Raw genomic sequence first — 18866 nt, forward strand, 5'->3', positions numbered from 1 at the left:
CCCCTGACTTTTTCAACCTAACGGAGAACACACGATGAGCACCGACAGTGCCCTGAGTCGAACCCGCTGGCTACCGAGACTGCTCGGCGTGCTGCTGTTGCTGATGGGCATTGCCCTGTTGGTCGGCGGCATCAAGCTGAGCCAATTGGGTGGCTCGTGGTATTACCTGATTGCCGGGATTGGCTTCGCCCTGTCCGGCCTGCTGTTGCTCGCCCTGCGCCGCGAAGGCCTTGGCCTGTATGGCCTGGTGCTGCTGGGCAGCACCTTGTGGGCACTGTGGGAAGTCGGCCTGGATTGGTGGCAACTGGTGCCGCGTTTGTCACTGTGGTTCGCCCTGGGCGTGGTGTTGCTGCTGCCGTGGGCCCGCCGCCCGCTGACTGGTGAGCCGTCCAAGGCGCACACCGGCCTGCTGAGCCTGGCCGTGGTGCTGTCTGGTGCTACGGCGATTGCCAGCCAGTTCACCTACCCGGGTGAAATCAAGGGCAAGCTCGGTCGCGACGGTAGCGAAATGAGCAGCACTGCCCCGGACATGCCCGACGGCGAATGGCAGGCCTATGGCCGCAGCGAGTACGGTGACCGCTACTCGCCGCTGCGCCAGATCACCCCGGACAACGTGCACAAGCTGGAAGAAGCCTGGCGCATCCAGACCGGTGACCTGCCGACCGCCGGCGACCCGGTCGAGCTGACCAACGAGAACACCCCGCTGAAGGCCAACGGCATGCTCTATGCCTGCACCGCGCACAGCCGGGTGCTGGCCCTGGACCCGGACACCGGCAAGGAAATCTGGCGTTTCGACCCGCAGATCAAGAGCCCGGTCGGCTTCAAGGGCTTCGCCCACATGACCTGCCGTGGCGTCTCGTACTACGACGAAAACAACTACGTCAGCACCGACGGCAGCCCGGTACCGAAAGTCAGCGAAGCCGGCCAGGCCGTGGCCCGCGCCTGCCCGCGCCGCCTCTACCTGCCGACCGCCGACGCCCGCCTGATTGCCATCAACGCCGACAACGGCAAGGTCTGCGAAGGCTTCGCCAACCAGGGCGTGATCGACCTGAGCACCGGCATCGGCCCGTTCACCCCGGGTGGCTACTACTCCACCTCGCCTGCCGCCATTACCCGTGGGCTGGTGATCATCGGTGGCCATGTCACCGACAACGAGTCGACCAACGAGCCGTCCGGGGTGATCCGCGCCTATGACGTGCACGACGGTCACCTGGTGTGGAACTGGGACAGCAACCGCCCGGACGACACCGCACCGCTCGCCCCGGGCAAGACCTACAGCCGCAACTCGGCGAACATGTGGTCGCTGGCCAGCGTCGACGAAAAGCTGGGCATGGTCTACCTGCCGCTGGGCAACCAGACCCCTGACCAGTGGGGCGCCGACCGCACCCCGGGCGCCGAGAAGTTCAGCGCAGGCATGGTCGCCCTCGACCTGGCCACCGGCAAGGTGCGCTGGAACTACCAGTTCACCCACCACGACCTGTGGGACATGGACGTTGGCAGCCAGCCGACACTGCTTGACCTGAAGACCGCTGACGGCGTCAAGCCGGCACTGATCGCCCCGACCAAGCAAGGTAGCCTGTATGTGCTCGACCGTCGCGACGGCAGCGCCATCGTGCCGATTCGCGAAATCCCGGCCCCGCAAGGCGCGGTCGAAGGCGACCATACCGCAGCGACCCAGGCCCGTTCGGACCTGAACCTGCTCGGCCCGGACCTGACCGAAGCGGCCATGTGGGGCGCCAGCCCGTTCGACCAGATGCTTTGCCGCATCCAGTTCCGCGAGCTGCGCTATGAAGGCCAGTACACCCCGCCATCGCTGCAAGGCAGCCTGATCTACCCGGGCAACGTCGGCGTATTCAACTGGGGCGGCGTGTCGGTGGACCCGGTTCGCCAGTTGCTGTTCACCAGCCCGAACTACATGGCCTTCGTCTCGAAGATGGTGCCGCGCGCGCAAGTCGCCGCCGACAGCAAGCGCGAGAGCGAAACCGCAGGCGTGCAGCCAAACACCGGTGCCCCGTATGCCGTGATCATGCACCCGTTCATGTCGCCGCTCGGCGTACCTTGCCAGGCGCCAGCCTGGGGCTATGTAGCCGGTATCGACCTGACCACCAACCAAGTGGTCTGGAAGCACAAGAACGGCACCAGCCGTGACAGCTCGCCGATCCCGATCGGCCTGCCGATCGGTGTACCGAGCATGGGTGGCTCGATCGTCACTGCCGGTGGCCTGGGCTTCCTCAGTGGCACACTGGACCAGTACCTGCGCGCCTACGACAGCAACACCGGCAAGGAGCTGTGGAAATCGCGCCTACCGGCGGGTGGCCAGGCCACGCCGATGACCTACACCGGCAAGGACGGCAAGCAGTACGTGCTGATCGTTGCCGGGGGCCACGGCTCGCTGGGCACCAAGATGGGCGACTATGTGATCGCCTACAAACTGGCTGACTGAAGCAGCCAGTGCTGGACAACAAAACGGCTACCTTCGGGTAGCCGTTTTGGTTTGCCCTTCACATGGCGTGCTGATCGGTCCACTCCCGCGCGACCTTGTCGAACTGCGCCGGCTGCTGCCGGTATTGCGCCGCAATGGCTGCGGCCATCGGCTGATCCGGGTTGGGTTCGACCAACAAGGCGCTGATCGACAGCAGCACTTTCGCCACCGTGAGTGCCGGTGACCAGTTCTCCCCAAGGATATCCAGCGCCAATGCCCCGTCGCTGCTGACGTTCGGGTGGTAGATGGCGGTCTTGAAGCGCAGCGTAAATGGCTGGGCCGGGTAATCCTCGGGGAAGTGGATGGCCAGGTGGAACACGCCGCCCTCATAGGGGCTGTACTGCGGGCCCATGATCGCAGCGTGCCAGTGGAAGAAATCGTCGCCAACCGGGCCGGCACTGATGTTTTCCGGCGGGTTTTTCGACATGTCAGCCAATTCCCTGTGGATCCGTTGCAGCGCATTCATTGAGCAATTCCCCTGAAAACGACCTGTCGAGTGGCCGGACGCTGGCTAAGCTACAACAGCGCAGGTGACTTTGCAGCCACCGTGAACCTGTCGACTTGCACCTGTACTCGCCTCGGTGCAGCCGTCGCTTTTGGGAGCCCTGACGGGCTCCAGCGCAGCCTGCCGGCAGCGGCTACAGGAACATGGGCAGGACAGTTGCTCCTCACAGCCCAATACCACCCCAACCATTGAAACCTCCGCCCACCCTCCCCATCTAAGCACCATAGTCATTCACGCAGGTGCCTCATGAGCGACCAGCAGGATCTCCCGGAACATCCCGAAGAACACGCCGAAGTCGAACACCTCGAAGCCTCCAACGACAACGGCCAGCGCCTGGCCCTGCCCGGCCAGCAACTGCCGGACAAGGTCTACGTCATCCCGATCCACAACCGCCCGTTCTTCCCGGCGCAAGTACTGCCGGTAATCGTCAACGAAGAACCCTGGGCAGAAACCCTGGACCTGGTGGCCAAGTCCCCGCACCACGCCCTGGCGCTGTTCTTCATGGACTCTCCGCCCGAAGACCCACGCCATTTCGACACCTCGGCCCTGCCGCAGTACGGCACGCTGGTCAAGGTGCACCACGCCAGCCGCGAGAACGGCAAGCTACAATTCGTCGCCCAGGGCCTGACCCGCGTGCGCATCCGCACCTGGCTCAAGCACCATCGCCCGCCGTACCTGGTCGAAGTCGAATACCCGCACCAGCCCAGCGAGCCGACCGATGAGGTCAAGGCCTACGGCATGGCCCTGATCAACGCGATCAAGGAGCTGCTGCCGCTCAACCCGCTGTACAGCGAAGAGCTGAAAAACTACCTCAACCGCTTCAGCCCCAACGACCCTTCGCCGCTCACCGACTTCGCCGCCGCGCTCACCTCCGCCTCCGGCAACCAGTTGCAGGAAGTGCTCGACTGCGTGCCGATGCTCAAGCGCATGGAAAAAGTCCTGCCGATGCTGCGCAAGGAAGTCGAAGTCGCGCGCCTGCAAAACGAGATCTCCGCCGAAGTGAACCGGCAGATCGGTGAGCATCAACGTGAGTTCTTCCTCAAGGAACAGCTCAAGGTCATCCAGCAGGAGCTGGGCCTGACCAAGGACGACCGCAGCGCCGACCTCGAACAGTTCGAGCAGCGCCTGCAAGGCAAGACCCTGCCTGCGCAGGCGCAAAAGCGCATCGACGAAGAAATGGGCAAGCTGGGCATTCTGGAAACCGGCTCGCCGGAGTACGCGGTCACGCGCAACTACCTGGAATGGGCCACCGCCCTGCCCTGGGGCGTGTATGGCGACGACAAGCTCGACCTCAAGCACGCGCGCAAGGTGCTCGACAAACACCACGCGGGCCTGGATGACATCAAGGACCGCATCCTCGAATTCCTCGCCGTTGGCGCCTACAAAGGCGAGATCAGCGGCTCGATCGTGCTGCTGGTCGGCCCGCCGGGCGTGGGCAAGACCAGTGTCGGCAAGTCCATCGCCGAATCGCTTGGGCGGCCGTTCTACCGTTTCAGCGTCGGCGGCATGCGCGATGAGGCCGAGATCAAGGGCCACCGGCGCACCTACATCGGCGCCCAGCCGGGCAAGCTGGTGCAGGCCTTGAAAGAGGTCGAGGTGATGAACCCGGTGATCATGCTCGACGAGATCGACAAGATGGGCCAGAGCTACCAGGGCGACCCGGCCTCGGCGTTGCTGGAAACCCTGGACCCGGAACAGAACGTCGAATTCCTCGACCATTACCTGGACCTGCGCCTGGACCTGTCCAAGGTGCTGTTCGTGTGTACCGCCAACACCCTCGACTCGATCCCCGGCCCGTTGCTCGACCGTATGGAAGTGATTCGCCTGTCCGGCTATATCACCGAGGAAAAGCTCGCCATCGCCAAGCGTCACCTGTGGCCCAAGCAGTTGGAAAAGGCCGGCGTGTCGAAGCACAACCTGAGCATCAGCGACAGCGCGCTGCGGACCGTGATCGAGGGCTACGCCCGCGAAGCCGGCGTGCGCCAGTTGGAGAAACAGCTGTTCAAACTGGTGCGCAAGGCCGTGGTGCAACTGCTGGAAGACCCCGACGCCAAGATCAAGATCGGCCCCAAGGACCTCGAAGCCTCACTGGGTATCCCGGTGTTCCGCAGCGAGCAGGTGCTCTCCGGCAAAGGGGTGATTACCGGGCTGGCCTGGACCAGCATGGGCGGCGCGACCTTGCCCATCGAAGCGACGCGCGTGCATTCGCTCAATCGCGGCTTCAAGCTCACCGGGCAGTTGGGCGATGTGATGAAAGAATCCGCCGAGATCGCCTACAGCTATGTCAGTGCCAACCTCAAACGCTATGGTGGTGAACCGGGCTATTTCAACGAAGCCTTCATCCACCTGCACGTCCCCGAAGGTGCTACGCCCAAGGATGGCCCGAGTGCCGGGGTAACGATTGCCAGTGCGCTGCTGTCGCTGGCCCGTGACCAGGCACCGAAGAAAGGCGTGGCGATGACCGGCGAGTTGACCCTGACCGGGCAGGTACTGCCGATTGGCGGGGTGCGCGAGAAGGTGATTGCGGCACGCCGGCAGAAGATCCACGAACTGATCCTGCCCGAGGCCAATCGCGGCGACTTCGAAGAGCTGCCCGACTACCTCAAGCAAGGCCTGGAAGTGCACTTCGCCAAGCGCTTCAGCGACGTGGCCAAGGTCTTGTTCTAACCGGCACCACCCCCGCGCCGGTAGCCGGCGCGGGGCGCTGGAAATCTCGACAACTTGGGGTATGCTGCGCCTCTGTCTTCGCTCCGGAGCCGCCATGACTGCCGCCCGTTTACTGCTACCCCTGGGCCTTGCCCTGCTCACTGCTTGCGCACACCAAGCGCCGGCGACCAAGGTCGTCAACCTGGAAAAACAGGCGCAATGCCCTGTTGAACTGCAGGTAGGCCAGCCGCTGAACCTGATCCTCCCCAGCAACCCGAGCACCGGCTATCGCTGGCTGTTGCAGAACCCGGCAGCCAACGTCTTGCGCAGCCTCGGGCCGGAGGTCTACAGCAACCCGGAAACCACCGGCATCGTCGGCAGCGCCGGGCAATCGGTATGGCGCTTCCAGGCCCAGACGGCCGGTGAGAGCCACCTGATCCTGGTGTATCAGCAGCCGTGGGCGCCAGAAGTGCGGCCGGTGCAGACGTTTGATTGCGTGATCAAGGTGCGTTAAGCCGAGCGCAACCCCTGCGAAAGGCGTTGAAAGTATGCCGTCAACGCCAGCAGCGCATCACAAAGCTCTTTGTAAGACGGGCTATTCGCAATCGGCGTCAACAGACGCGAGACCCCTTGGTTGAATTTTTCCGCTTCGTCGAGCCATTGGCTACACAAGCTATTGACTTGCGGTACGAATGACAAAGACACGACTTCGAGCTCAGCGTACCCCTTGGTTTGCGACAACGTACTTATAGAGTGGTTCGTCGCCTCGACTTGCCTGACTGCTCGCGTGTGGGTCTTGACCACGTCAGCATAGCTCTGACCGGCTGAGATAAATTCGATGCCTTCGCGAATCGAATCCAGCAGCACATTGAGCACGTCGAGGTCTGGCTTTGTCAGGGTCGCCAGTTTGACAGCCGCCTCAATTTTTTCACGCGGTGGAATAACGCCCTCCAGTATGCTACTGAGGGAAGGTCGTTTGAATGCCAGGATCACCACTTCCAACGCATCCACTTCCGCCTTGAGCTTTGCGGCTTTCGCGTGCTCGCTTTCGAGTGCTTTTTCAAGCGCCCGCATCTCTTGCGCCAACTCGATTGTGCGCGCATCAACCACCGGTGCTTGGTAAGCTCGCAGTTTTTTCAGCTGATTATTAACCTCAGCACCACGTTCATTTAGCTCAGCGCGTAACTTCAGCCCTTCGAACTCAAGGTCTTGCTCGATCATGCGAATTTCGCGCTCAGTCCGCGCCGGGTCTATGGCGGGCAGACTGCGCAAGTTGCTGAGTTCTGCCAGTGTCGCCTCAACACCCAGGTCGTTGAGTGCCGCAATGCCAAATATCAACCCGTCCCGTAAAATGCTGTCAGCCCGCCCAATATTCTTGTAGTTATCCAGTACACCACCCCGAATCGACGGGTTCAGCCCATGCACTTTCTTTGGGACCACCGATTGCAACTCGGCATAGATTGATCTCATCAAAGCAAAATCAGGTACCTCACTCAGCATACTCACATCAATTCCATTCATTCTGAATATTCCTTGTCAAGCTCTTCAACCATCTCATTAAAAAGTTCAGATAACCGCCCAGAAATATCTCCTATCTTTTCCCACGGCGACACTACCTTATGCATTTTCCGACAAAACATGAACAGCTCAACATCGGAATTAATAGCAACTAAATGTTTTATCGAGCGTTCCAAGTCAGTATCAATTGTCCTCCACATATCTTCAAGGTAGTTCACCGCAACGGAAACCTCCCTCAACTTGGTGTCGAGCTCAGAGAACGAGCTTTTAATTCCTTCAAGCAGAGAGACAAAGGGACTAAACTCTTCCAGCTTGAAAGACAGCGCATTACGCTCAACAATTAAAATATCCTTTTCTTTTCGGGCAACTTCGGCCTTTGGACCATAAATGCCACCTGTAATCGCGCCACCTATCAACAAATAGGCAAGCCCCGACAACCCCAGCCAAAGGAAATCTTCATATTCTTTGTTTTTTATACGGATCTTATTGTCAAGTTCATCCAGCTGCAACCTGATATCCAGCATCAATTCCGGATAATTCCTTTGCGGCTGCGAAATCAATCGCCCCACCTCAATCAGATGTTTCTCTTTGATTGCATCACCAAACTCGTCAGCCCTTGTACGTACATCAGCCGTCCGCTTTTTCAACTCAGCAAGATCATCTCTCATCAATTGCAAGGTATAGCGGATATTACTGTTGACTGTTTCTGCATCACGGCCTCCCAATGCCATCGGCGTATAGGTAGCGGAGTGCTCCCATATTTCCAAAAGCGTTTTTCCGCCGGCCTTGTAAGCTTCAGTCTGTTTAACAATATCAATCAGTGACTGCCCTTCTTCACAAAAGCTGCCGGCAAAACCCGTAAGCTCTATGCCCAGCAGTTTTGTCGCATCCTCAAGTACATCCCAGGCTTTTATATGGGTACGCAAATTGTCAAACACCCGACCTACGTGTTCCAAGCTGAAACCCACCCATTCCGTATCCAAGTGCTCAAATGCTTCCAACGTGGTCGGAAGCTCTTGCACCCGCCGAATATAAGACTTGATGGCCACCACGTGCTTCCTGGTGAAAATCAGACCTTCACCCAAGGAGTTATTAGCTCGACCTGCAAACATATCAAGCGTAGCTTCCGGCACTTTCTCAACCATTTCCTCAGGACTCAATTGCCCTGCCATTACTTCCATCTCACTCGCCAACATCGTTAAACCCCCAACTTCGATAACCTTCACAGATACGGCCAGCTCGCAAGAATTCAGACCGTGGAGTCACTACGGTAAAAACTTTTCGTTCAATAAAACATCGGCCTTTACCCAAGCGTGTTGAAGGACCTGTCTTGTACCTCGTGTTTGGTTTTCCCCCTCCTCGTGCGGCCGTTCAGCGACTGGCGTCGGACAGCCCAAACTATCCCGTACACCCAATCGATGATTGACGGTCGACTGTCATAGGCATCACTCGCGCTCTTGGCTAGAATGTCGCCCCTGTTCGACCACCCCGTGACTTGTACCGTGAGCAAAGAACCCGACCGTCTATTCGCCCAACCGCTGGACCAGGTGCCCGATTTCGCCTTCAACGAAGACGTGGTGCGGGTGTTCCCGGACATGATCAAGCGCTCGGTGCCCGGCTACCCGACCATCGTCGAGAACATCGGCGTATTGGCCGCACAGTTCGCCAAGCCCGATACCGTGCTGTACGACCTGGGCAGCTCGCTGGGTGCCGTGACCCAGGCGATGCGCCGACATGTGCGCACCGACGGTTGCCGGGTAGTGGCCGTGGACAACTCGGCGGCCATGGTCGAGCGCTGTGCCGAATACCTGAAAGCCCAGGACTCGATGCACCAGGAGCTGCTGCCGGTGCAGGTGCTGGAGGCCGACATCACCGCCCTGCCCTTGCAGCCGGCGTCGGTCATCGCGATGAACTTCACCCTGCAATTCATCGAGCCACCGGCACGCCTTGAACTGCTCGGCAAGATTCGTCAGGCCCTGGTACCAGGCGGTGCGCTGATCCTCTCGGAAAAACTGCGCTTTGAAGACATGCAGGAGCACGCGCTGCTCACTGATCTGCACATCGCCTTCAAGCGCGCCAACGGCTACAGCGAACTGGAAATTGCCCAGAAGCGCAGCGCCATCGAAAACGTCATGAAACCCGACAGCCTCGAAGAGCACCGCGAGCGCTTGCTCGCTGCGGGCTTCTCCAAGGTCGTGCCGTGGTTCCAGTGCCTTAACTTTGCCTCGTTGATTGCCTTGCCATGATTGATCTGTCCCCTCTGGTCCGCCGCATGGCGGGCACCCCCCTGGCTGAATGGTCCAAGGGCCTGCAAGCGCAACTCGATGCCAAGCTGGAAAAAGGCCACGGTGACCTGGAGCGCTGGCAAAGCGCGCTGGACGCCCTGCCGGCCGTGACCCCAAGCGAGATCGACCTGGTCAACGGCCTGCGCCTGGACAGCGACTGCGACGCGCAGACCCGGGCCCAGATGCACACCGCGCTGATGGGTTTGTCGCCCTGGCGCAAGGGGCCGTTCGACCTGTTTGGCGTGCACGTCGACACCGAATGGCGCTCGGACTGGAAATGGTCGCGGGTCGCCCCGCACCTGGACCTGCGCGGCAAGCGCATCCTCGATGTGGGTTGCGGCAATGGCTACTACCAGTGGCGCATGCTCGGTGCCGGGGCTGACAGCGTGATTGGCGTGGACCCGAACTGGCTGTTCTTCTGCCAGTTCCAGGCCGTGCAGCGCTACTTGCCAACGCTGCCGGCCTGGCACCTGCCGTTTGCCCTGGAGGATTTGCCGGCCAACCTTGAAGGCTTCGATACCGTGTTTTCCATGGGGGTCTTCTACCATCGCCGTTCGCCCATCGAGCATTTGCTGGCGCTGAAGGATTGCCTGGTCAAGGGCGGTGAGCTGGTGCTGGAGACGCTGGTGATCGAGGGCGACGAGAATCAGGTGCTGGTGCCTGAGGACCGCTACGCGCAGATGCGCAATGTGTGGTTCCTGCCTTCGGTGCCGGCGCTGGAGCGCTGGTTGCGCCGGGCCGGGTTCAGCGATGTGCGCTGTGTCGACGTGAGTGTCACCAGCACTGAAGAGCAGCGCAGTACCGACTGGATGCGTTATCAGTCGCTGGGCGACTTCCTTGATCCGAACGATTCGAGCCTGACCCTTGAAGGCCTGCCGGCACCGCGCCGTGCGGTGCTGGTTGCACGCAAGTAGAGCAAAAGCATCGCGGGACCAGCCCGCTCCCACAAGGCCTCATCGCAGGCAAATGTAGCCGCTGCCGTCAGGCTGCGCTCGCCTGCAACGCAGGCGCCGCCTTTGGGAGCCCTCGCGGGCTCCAGCGCAGCCTGGCGGCAGCGGCTACAAAAATTGTGCAAGACAGTTGCTCCCACAGGGTCAGTGAATATCCCGCGATGGGTTTCAAGGACAAAAAAAGGCGCCCATCCGGGCGCCAAAAGTCCATCCAACCAAAGACACGAATCACTTCACTCCTGCACCACGCGTTCCTGCTCTGGCCGTTGATCCTTGACCACATTGTCGGTCTTGCTGCCGTGCACCTGCTCCTGGCTCAGGCGGAACTGCTCCCAGAACGCCTTGGAGCGCTCGGCGCCGCCTTCGGCAAAGGCCGTGGTGCTACCCAGGGCAAGCGCGGCAATCAGGGCAAATTTGAACAGTTTCATTGATCCAACCTCGTGAGAAATTTCAAGACTGTTCAATCTTAAGCAGCCGCAGCTAACGAGAAGGTGAGCCGGACATTACAGTCTCGTCATCCAACTCCTCTTCCTTGCGATGCGCCCAGTGGTACAACGCCGGCAGCACCAACAAGGTCAGCGCAGTCGATGACAGAATCCCGCCAATCACCACCGTCGCCAACGGCCGCTGCACTTCAGCGCCCGTACCGGTCGCCAATGCCATCGGAATAAAGCCCAGCGACGCCACCAGCGCGGTCATCAACACCGGACGCAACCGCGTCAACGCCCCTTCATCCACCGCCACCCGCAATGGCCGGCCCTGCTCGCGCAGGCTGCGAATGAAGGCAATCATCACCAGGCCGTTGAGCACCGCCACCCCCGACAAGGCAATAAAGCCCACCCCCGCCGAGATCGACAACGGTATGTCGCGCAGCCACAACGCAACCACCCCGCCAGTCAGCGCAAACGGAATACCGGTGAACACCAGCAGGCCGTCCTTGAGGTTGTTGAACATCATGAACAACAGGGCGAAGACCAGCAGCAAGGCCACCGGCACCACCACTTGCAAGCGCTTGGCCGCCGATTGCAGTTGCTCAAACTGCCCGCCCCAGAGCGTCCAGTAACCCGGAGGGATGGTGACCTGCGCGTCGATCTGCTCGCTGGCCTGCGCCACGAACGAGCCAATATCCCGCCCGCGTACGTTGGCACTGACCACCACCAGGCGCTTGCCATCTTCACGGCTGACCTGGTTGGGGCCCTGCACCAACTCGACCCGCGCCACTTCCGACAGGCTGATGAAGCCGATCTGGCCGCTGCTCGAGGCATTGGCCGGCACCGGGATCAACAGCTGCGAAAACCCTTCGATGTCGGTACGCGCGTCGTCTGCCAGGCGCACCACCATGTCGAAGCGCCGGTCGCCTTCATACAAAGTGCCGGCCTGGCGCCCGCCCACCGCGACCGCAATGGTGTCCTGCACATCGCCGATGTTCAGGCCGTAACGCGCGGCCTTGTCGCGGTCAACATCGATGGTCAGCACCGGCAGGCCGGAGGTCTGTTCGACCTTCACCTCCGACGCACCGGGCACCGCCTGCAAGGTCGCGGCGATCTGCGTGGCCGTGCGGTTGAGCACGGCCATGTCATCGCCGAACACCTTCACCGCGACATCACTGCGCACCCCGGAAATCAACTCGTTGAAGCGCAGCTGGATCGGCTGCGACAGCTCATAGTTGCTGCCCGGCACACGCGCCGCCGCACGCTGGATATCGGCAATCAACTGCTCACGCGACTTGTTCGGATCAGGCCATTGATCGCTTGGCTTGAGCATCACGTAGCTGTCGGAAATGTTCGGCGGCATCGGGTCGGCAGCGATCTCGGCCGTGCCAGTCCGGGCGAACACCCGCAGCACCTCCGGCACCTGCTCCATCACGCTTTTTTCCAGCTGCTGCTGCATTTGCACCGACTGGCTCAGGCTGGTGCCCGGCACCCGCAGCGCCTGCAAGGCATAGTCGCCCTCGCTCAGGCTGGGCACGAACTCGCTACCCATGCGGCTGGCCAGCACCCCCGACAACACCACCGCAGCACCGGCCAGGCCGAACGCCAATTTGCGATGCGCCATCACCCAGTCCAGCAACGGCGCATAGCCGCGCTTGGCGCTGCGCATCAGCAGGTTCTCTTCTTCCTTGACCTTGCCGGTCACGAACAGCGCAATGGCCGCCGGCACGAAGGTCACCGAGAGCAGCATCGCACCCAGCAGGGCAATCACCACGGTGAAGGCCATCGGGTGGAACATCTTGCCCTCGACCCCGCTCAGGGCAAAGATCGGCAGGTACACCACCATGATGATCAACTGCCCGAAGATCAGCGGGCGACGCGCCTCACGGGCGGCATTGAAGACTTCATGGAAGCGTTCGGATCGGGTCAGCAAACGCCCGTGATGCTTCTGCGCATGGGCCAGGCGGCGGATGGCGTTCTCGACGATCACCACCGCACCGTCGACGATGATCCCGAAGTCCAACGCGCCCAGGCTCATCAGGTTGGCGCTGACCTTGTTGCTGAACATGCCGGTGAAGGTGAACAGCATCGACAGCGGAATCACCATGGCGGTAATCAGCGCTGCACGGATGTTGCCCAGGAACAGGAAGAGGATCGCGACCACCAGGATCGCCCCTTCCACCAGGTTTTTCTTGACCGTGGCGATGGCCTTGTCGACCAGGTGGGTACGGTCATACACCGTGATGGCGCTGACCCCTTCAGGCAGCGTGCGGTTGATTTCGGCAAGCTTGCTGGCAACCGCCTGGGAGACCGTGCGGCTGTTCTCGCCGATCAACATGAACACCGTGCCCAGCACCACTTCGCGGCCATTCTCGGTAGCCGCACCACTGCGCAGCTCTTTGCCGATATTGACCTCAGCGACGTTGCGCACGCGAATCGGCGTGCCATCCACGGTGCTCAGGACGATGTTGGCGATATCGTCGATACCGGCCAACTGGCCCGGCGCACGAATCAGCAACTGCTCGCCCTGGCGCTCGATGTAGCCGGCGCCGACGTTGGCATTGTTGCGCTCAAGCGCGGTCAGCAGGTCCGTCAGGGTCAGCTTGTAGGCCGCCAGGCGCTTGAGGTCCGGCGCGATCTGGTATTCCTTGGCAAAGCCGCCAATGCTGTTGATCTCGGCCACCCCACGCACGTTGCGCAGTTGCGGCTTGATGATCCAGTCCTGGATCTCGCGCAGGTCGGTTGGCGTGTAGGCGCTGCCATCGGGCTTGCGCGCGTTGTCTGCCGCTTCCACCGTCCACAGGAAGATTTCCCCCAGGCCGGTGGAGATCGGCCCCATGAGCGCCTCGACCCCTTCGGGCAACTGTTCACGCGCCTGTTGCAGGCGCTCGTTGACCAGTTGCCGGGCGAAGAACAGGTCGGTGCCTTCCTGGAAGATCACCGTCACCTGCGACAGCCCCGAACGCGACAGCGAACGGGTCTGCTCCAGGCCCGGCAGGCCGGCCATGGCGGTTTCGATGGCGAAAGTGATGCGCTGTTCGGTTTCCAACGGCGAAAAGCCTGCCGCCGAAGTGTTGATCTGCACCTGGACGTTGGTGATGTCAGGCACGGCATCGATCGGCAGCTTCTGATAGCTGGCGACCCCGAGCCCAGCCATCAGCAGCACCGCCAGCAACACGATCAGGCGCTGCTCGATGGCGAATTGAATGATGCGTTCGAACATGGCGATTACTCGTGAGGGCTCAGTGAGCGTGCTCGGCGCTGGCCTTGCCCAGCTCCGACTTGAGGACAAAGCTGCCTTGTGCCGCTACTTGCTGACCGGCAGCCAGCCCCTGGCGGATCTCGACGAAACCGTCGGCGCTGATGCCGGTCTCGACCGTTTGCGCGGCAAAGCCTTCGGCATTGCGCACGAATACCGTCGGGCGCTCTTCCAGGGTCTGCAGGGCCTGCACCGGCACCGCAAGGGTGTTGTCCAACTGTTCGGTCGGCACCTTGACCGACACGAACAACCCCGGCCGCCAGGCACCTTGCGGGTTGTCCAGGGTGACGCGCACGGTGGCGGTCCGGCTCTGTTCACCGAGCAGGCTGCCAACATGGCTGATGCTGCCGCGTGTTTCTTCGCCCAGGTCGCTGGCGAACACCGTGACCGGCATGCCGACCCGGACCTTGGCCAGGTCACGCGGGGCCACACCGAACGTTGCCCAGACCTTGCCCAGGTCAGACAAGGTGAACGCCGCCGTGGTCTCGCTGACCACTTCCCCCGGCACCAGGTGCTTCTCGACTACTTGCCCGGCGAACGGCGCCCGCAGCTCGTAGCGATTGCCGCCGGCCAGCACCACGCTGCCACTCAGCGCGCTGACTTTCTGCCGGGCGTTGGCCTGGGCAATTTCGGCCTCCTGCAAGGCCTGCCGGGCTTGCAGGTAGTCCTGCTCGGCGGAGATGCCTTCCTGCCACAGGTCTTTCTCGCGGCCATAAGTGCTACGGGCCATCTCCAGGCGACGCTGGCTGGCAGCCAGCTCACTGCGCTGTTCGGAGATCTGCGGGCTGGCGATCACTGCCAGCAGGTCGCCGGCCTTGACCTGCTGGCCGAGGGTAACGGCAACCGACTCGACCACCCCCGAGGCACGCGGGAACAGGTGCGCAGTGCGGTCTTCGTCGAAACGGATTTCGCCAGGCAGGTTCAAGGTCCGGCTCAGGGTACGCGGGGTGGCCGTGGCCAGCTCGATGCCGGCGACCGAGATCTGCTCCTCGGTCAGGCTGATGTGCCCCTCTTCGCCCTCTTCTGCATGCCCCTCCTCGCCGTGTGCGGCTTGCTTGCCAGCTTTCGCGCCATGCCCTTCTTCAGCATGTCCTTCCTTGCCGTGTCCCTCTTCGCCATGCCCTTCTTCGTCATGGTCACCTTCGGCGTGTGCCGCAGGCGCCGACAGCAACGGGCCGCCGACCTGGCGCCCCAGCACGACACCCAGGCCGATTCCGGCCACCAGGGTCAGCGCCACCAACGTGATGTATTTCCTGTTCATGCAGTTTCCTCGGCAATCAGGGGGTCAGCGACTGGCCAGGGCCAGGTCGCCAAAAATGCGTTCCAGGCGCACCCGTGCAGCGGTGCCGGTGGCTTGGGCCTGGAGGTATTGGGTGCGTGCGGCGACCACGGTGCGCTGGGCATCGAGCACTTCGAGGAAGCTGAACTTGCCGCGCTCGAAACCACGGGTGGCTGCATCTACCGCCTGTTGCGCCGCCGGCAGGATGGAGCGTTCGAAGGATTCCACCTCGCCCACCGCCGTGCGCCATTGGGCCAGCGCCTGGATCACCTCGCTGCGCACCCGCAGCTCGGTGCCATTGCGCAGGTCGCGGGCCTGGTCGGCACGCCGGGCGGCGGCCAGCACATTGCCCTGGTTGCGATCGAACAGTGGCAACGGCACGGACACCCCGACCACGTTGATGCGTTCGCGGTCGGTTTCGCTGTATTTGCTGCCAACGCTGACCGTGAGGTCGGGGATACGCTGGGTCCGCGCCAGGCCCAGGGCCGATTCGCGCTGTTCGATCTGCAAGCGCGCTACACGCAGCTCGGCGGTCTGCTCCAGGCGGGCGAGCAATTGCTCATTCGACGGCAATGCGGCCTCGGCCAAACGGGCCGACGCCACGCGTTCGAAGGTGACCTGTGAAGTCCCGGTCACCGTGGCCAACTGCTGATAGGCCACGCTCAGCTCTTGCGCCGCGCGGGTCTGCTCCAGGCGAATTTCGCTGACCTGCACCTGCGCACGGGTCGCCTCGATGGGCGAGGCGTTGCCTGCCCGCACCCGTCCTTGCACCACCTGCAAGCCCCGTTCGGTGAGGCGCAGCGATTGCTCGGCGAGGTCCAGCCGCTCCTGTGCCTGCACGGCCCCATCGAACGCTTCAAGCACTTCGGCGCGCAGTACGTTGCCTTGACGCTCCAGCTCCAGTGCGGCCAGCGACTGATCGCGCTCGGCCACTTCGATTCGCGCACCGCGCTTGCCGCCCAGCTCGAAGCGCTGGCTGAGGCTGACCGTGGTGGTCTGCGACTCACGGCGGGTGTCTTCCACCTCCCAACTCAACTCGGGGTTGGGCAACACGCCAGCCTGCAGCCGGTCACCGTCGGCAATCGCGGTGCCCCAACGGGCTGCCGCCAGGTCCGGATTGTTGTCACGCGCTGTGCGCAATGCAGCCTCCAGCGTCAACGCCTGTGCCTGGGCCGCCGGTGCTGCTGCCATCAGCAACAGCCCCAGCGCTATCCACTTCCCGCCGTTCACCATGGCTTTGCTCCCGCTGTCTTTTTCGGAGCGAGCACTCTAGGGAGGGGGCTTTATCGTCAACATGACCCGAAGATTACAAATCCGTTATCCACGCCACTGAGCGCGCAGCCTGGCTTAGACTGCGCGCTGCCGCTTGACCCTGAAGCGGCTCAAGGGTTGAGAATCGCCGTCCTTGAATGTCTTGCCACGAGAACCCGCCATGCGTTTGTTGATCATCGAAGACGAAGTCCGTACCGCCGAATACCTGCAACAAGGCCTGAGCGAGAACGGCTATATCGTCGATTGCGCCCGCACCGGTGCCGATGGCCTGCACCTGGCCCGGCAACAGGCGTACGACCTGATCATCCTCGACGTGAACCTGCCGGAGCTGGACGGCTGGACCGTGCTGCAGCGCCTGCGCGCCGAATCGGCAACGCGGATCATGATGCTCACGGCCCACGGCCGGCTGTCTGACCGGGTCAAGGGCCTGGACCTGGGGGCCGACGACTACCTGCTCAAGCCGTTCGAGTTTCCCGAGCTGCTGGCGCGTATCCGCACCTTGTTGCGGCGCAGTGAGCAGACCCTGCAACCCACCACGCTCAAGGTCGCCAACCTTGAGCTGGACCCCGGCCGGCACCGCGCCTACCGCGACAACCAGCGCATCGACCTGACCGCCAAGGAGTTCGCCCTGCTGCACCTGCTGATGCGCCAGAGCGGCGAGGTGCTGTCACGTACGCAGATCATTTCGCTGGTCTGGGATATGAATTTCGACTGCGACACCAACGTCGTGGAAGTCTCGATCCGCCGCTTGCGGGCCAAGATCGACGACCCGTTCGACAACAAGCTGATCCACACCCTGCGCGGCGTCGGCTATGTGCTGGAAGCGCGCGAATGAGGTCAACGCGTTTATCGCTGCGCCTGGGCCTGAGCGTCAGCCTGATGGGCGCGGCGTTGGTGGTGCTGCTGGCCGGCTTGGCCGTGCTGGCGCTGGACCATGAGCTGGACAGCCGGGCCGGCAAGATCCTCGCACGCAAGATGGAGCAGATCGAGCACAGCCTGGCCGCAGACCTCAAGGCCAATGACCTGGCATCCCGGGCCCACCCGCTGCTGGACCTGGTCATGGGGCATGACGACCTGAGCCTGAACATTGTCGCCCAGACCGGACGCCACTCGGGGCTGCTGAGCCTGGGCCCGGCGCTGGAGTCCGAGTCGCTGCGCCAGGTGCCGGCGTCGAGCACGTTGCGCTATAGCGAATGGACCGACAGCAATGGCGACAACCTGCTGACCGCGGCGAAATTGATGAAGTTGCAGGATGGCACCCCGGTGCGCGTGCTGCTGACGGTCAATCGCGCCGACGACCGTGGCCTGCTGCAAGCCTACCTGCGCTCGACGGTGATCGCCCTGCCGCTGCTGTTGCTGCTGATCGGCTTTGCCGCGTGGAAACTGGTGCAGCGCGGGTTGGCGCCGTTGCGCAGGTTTCGCCGGATTGCCGGGCAGGTGTCGGCCCAGGACCTGGGGCATCGGCTGCCCGAAGAAGACCTGCCGCAGGAACTGCGCGAACTGGCGCAGGCCATCAACGTGATGCTCGGCCGCCTGGATGGCGGGGTGCAGCAGCTGTCGCAGTTTTCCGATGACCTGGCCCATGAGCTGCGCACGCCGATCAGCAACCTGATGGGCAAGGCCCAGGTCACCCTGTCGCGCACCCGCTCAGTGGAGGACTACCGTACGGCGCTGGAGGACAGCATCGAGGAGCTGACGCGGCTGAACCGGATCATCACCGACATGCTGTTCCTGGCCCAGGTGGACCAGCCGACTACGCAGATCCAGCTCAAGCCGGTGGCACTGGCCGATGAAGTGGCGCGCATTGCCGAGCTGTTCTCGATCAGCGCCGAGGCACGCGGCATCGAATTGCGCGTTCAGGGCTGGGGCACGGTGCAGGCAGATCGGTTGATGGTGCAGCGGGCGTTGTCGAATCTGTTGAGCAATGCCATTCGTTATGGCGCGGCGGATCAGCCCATCGATGTGGGGATTGAATTGCGCGACAACACCTTGCAGTGCTGGGTGCAGAACCGTGGGCCGGGGATTGCTGCGGGGCATTTGCCGCATTTGTTCGAACGGTTTTATCGAGCCGGCAGCGGACGCTCGCGGCTGGAAGGTGGGACGGGGCTGGGGCTGGCGATCGTCAAGTCGATCATGCAGGTGCATGGGGGGCGGGTCGAGGTGAGCAACGCGCCTGAAGGGCCTACGCGGTTTAGCCTGGTATTTGCGGTCTAGGCCCATCGCCGGCAAAGCCGGCTCC

Annotated in this window: 14 protein-coding genes; 7 read left to right on the top strand and 7 right to left on the bottom strand. The window is 62.3% G+C overall.

Annotated elements, in window-relative coordinates:
- Nucleotides 1-34 precede the first annotated feature (34 nt).
- On the top strand, nt 35-2443 hold the full coding sequence (locus M5G11_RS05060) for a glucose/quinate/shikimate family membrane-bound PQQ-dependent dehydrogenase (protein ID WP_273910810.1): 2409 nt from the start codon (nt 35-37) through the stop codon (nt 2441-2443).
- Between the two features lie 58 nt (nt 2444-2501).
- On the opposite strand, the gene M5G11_RS05065 is transcribed toward M5G11_RS05060, so the two are convergent.
- Entirely contained in the window at nt 2502-2948 is a 447-nt protein-coding gene (locus M5G11_RS05065) for a ubiquitin-conjugating enzyme family protein (RefSeq protein WP_273910811.1), read from the bottom strand.
- Nucleotides 2949-3233: 285 nt separating this feature from the next.
- On the opposite strand from M5G11_RS05065, the gene lon reads away from it, so the two are divergent.
- Entirely contained in the window at nt 3234-5654 is a 2421-nt protein-coding gene (gene lon, locus M5G11_RS05070; protein WP_273910812.1) for an endopeptidase La, read from the top strand.
- A 94-nt stretch (nt 5655-5748) separates the two neighbouring features.
- On the top strand, nt 5749-6147 hold the full coding sequence (locus M5G11_RS05075) for a protease inhibitor I42 family protein (RefSeq protein WP_273910813.1): 399 nt from the start codon (nt 5749-5751) through the stop codon (nt 6145-6147).
- Here the strand turns inward: M5G11_RS05075 and M5G11_RS05080 are convergent.
- Together M5G11_RS05080 and M5G11_RS05085 are read right to left on the bottom strand one after the other, a co-directional pair.
- Nucleotides 6144-7154 (bottom strand): alpha-xenorhabdolysin family binary toxin subunit B, encoded by a 1011-nt coding sequence (locus tag M5G11_RS05080; RefSeq protein ID WP_273910814.1) that lies wholly within the window; start codon nt 7152-7154, stop codon nt 6144-6146. The two genes, M5G11_RS05075 and M5G11_RS05080, sit on opposite strands and share 4 nt — an antisense overlap.
- On the bottom strand, nt 7151-8377 hold the full coding sequence (locus tag M5G11_RS05085) for an alpha-xenorhabdolysin family binary toxin subunit A (protein WP_273910815.1): 1227 nt from the start codon (nt 8375-8377) through the stop codon (nt 7151-7153). The genes M5G11_RS05080 and M5G11_RS05085 overlap by 4 nt, the downstream gene beginning before the upstream one ends.
- Before the next feature lie 240 nt (nt 8378-8617).
- On the opposite strand from M5G11_RS05085, the gene cmoA reads away from it, so the two are divergent.
- Complete coding sequence (gene cmoA / locus M5G11_RS05090; protein ID WP_273910816.1) at nt 8618-9397, top strand: carboxy-S-adenosyl-L-methionine synthase CmoA; 780 nt, start codon at nt 8618-8620, stop codon at nt 9395-9397.
- The gene (gene cmoB, locus M5G11_RS05095; RefSeq protein WP_273910817.1) at nt 9394-10350 is read left to right on the top strand and encodes a tRNA 5-methoxyuridine(34)/uridine 5-oxyacetic acid(34) synthase CmoB; all 957 of its coding nucleotides are present in this window, start codon (nt 9394-9396) and stop codon (nt 10348-10350) included. The genes cmoA and cmoB overlap by 4 nt, the downstream gene beginning before the upstream one ends.
- Nucleotides 10351-10619: 269 nt before the next feature.
- Here the strand turns inward: cmoB and M5G11_RS05100 are convergent, their stop codons facing one another.
- The 4 genes from M5G11_RS05100 to M5G11_RS05115 are packed head-to-tail and all read right to left on the bottom strand — an operon-like array spanning nt 10620 to nt 16588.
- Nucleotides 10620-10814: a DUF2790 domain-containing protein gene (locus tag M5G11_RS05100; protein WP_273910818.1), complete on the bottom strand. Its 195-nt coding sequence runs from the start codon at nt 10812-10814 to the stop codon at nt 10620-10622.
- 52 nt (nt 10815-10866) lie between these two features.
- Nucleotides 10867-14040, bottom strand: coding sequence for a CusA/CzcA family heavy metal efflux RND transporter (locus M5G11_RS05105; protein ID WP_273910819.1), 3174 nt, complete (start codon nt 14038-14040; stop codon nt 10867-10869).
- 19 nt (nt 14041-14059) lie between these two features.
- The gene (locus M5G11_RS05110; protein ID WP_273910820.1) at nt 14060-15337 is read right to left on the bottom strand and encodes an efflux RND transporter periplasmic adaptor subunit; all 1278 of its coding nucleotides are present in this window, start codon (nt 15335-15337) and stop codon (nt 14060-14062) included.
- Nucleotides 15338-15361: 24 nt separating this feature from the next.
- Nucleotides 15362-16588: a TolC family protein gene (locus M5G11_RS05115; protein WP_273910821.1), complete on the bottom strand. Its 1227-nt coding sequence runs from the start codon at nt 16586-16588 to the stop codon at nt 15362-15364.
- Between the two features lie 199 nt (nt 16589-16787).
- On the opposite strand from M5G11_RS05115, the gene M5G11_RS05120 reads away from it, so the two are divergent.
- Together M5G11_RS05120 and M5G11_RS05125 are read left to right on the top strand one after the other, a co-directional pair.
- Nucleotides 16788-17462, top strand: coding sequence for a heavy metal response regulator transcription factor (locus M5G11_RS05120; RefSeq protein ID WP_273910822.1), 675 nt, complete (start codon nt 16788-16790; stop codon nt 17460-17462).
- Nucleotides 17459-18841, top strand: coding sequence for a heavy metal sensor histidine kinase (locus M5G11_RS05125; RefSeq protein WP_273910823.1), 1383 nt, complete (start codon nt 17459-17461; stop codon nt 18839-18841). Before M5G11_RS05120 ends, M5G11_RS05125 begins: the two co-directional genes overlap by 4 nt.
- Nucleotides 18842-18866 lie beyond the last annotated feature (25 nt).

Source organism: Pseudomonas fontis (genome assembly GCF_028656955.1).
Lineage (GTDB): Bacteria > Pseudomonadota > Gammaproteobacteria > Pseudomonadales > Pseudomonadaceae > Aquipseudomonas > Aquipseudomonas fontis.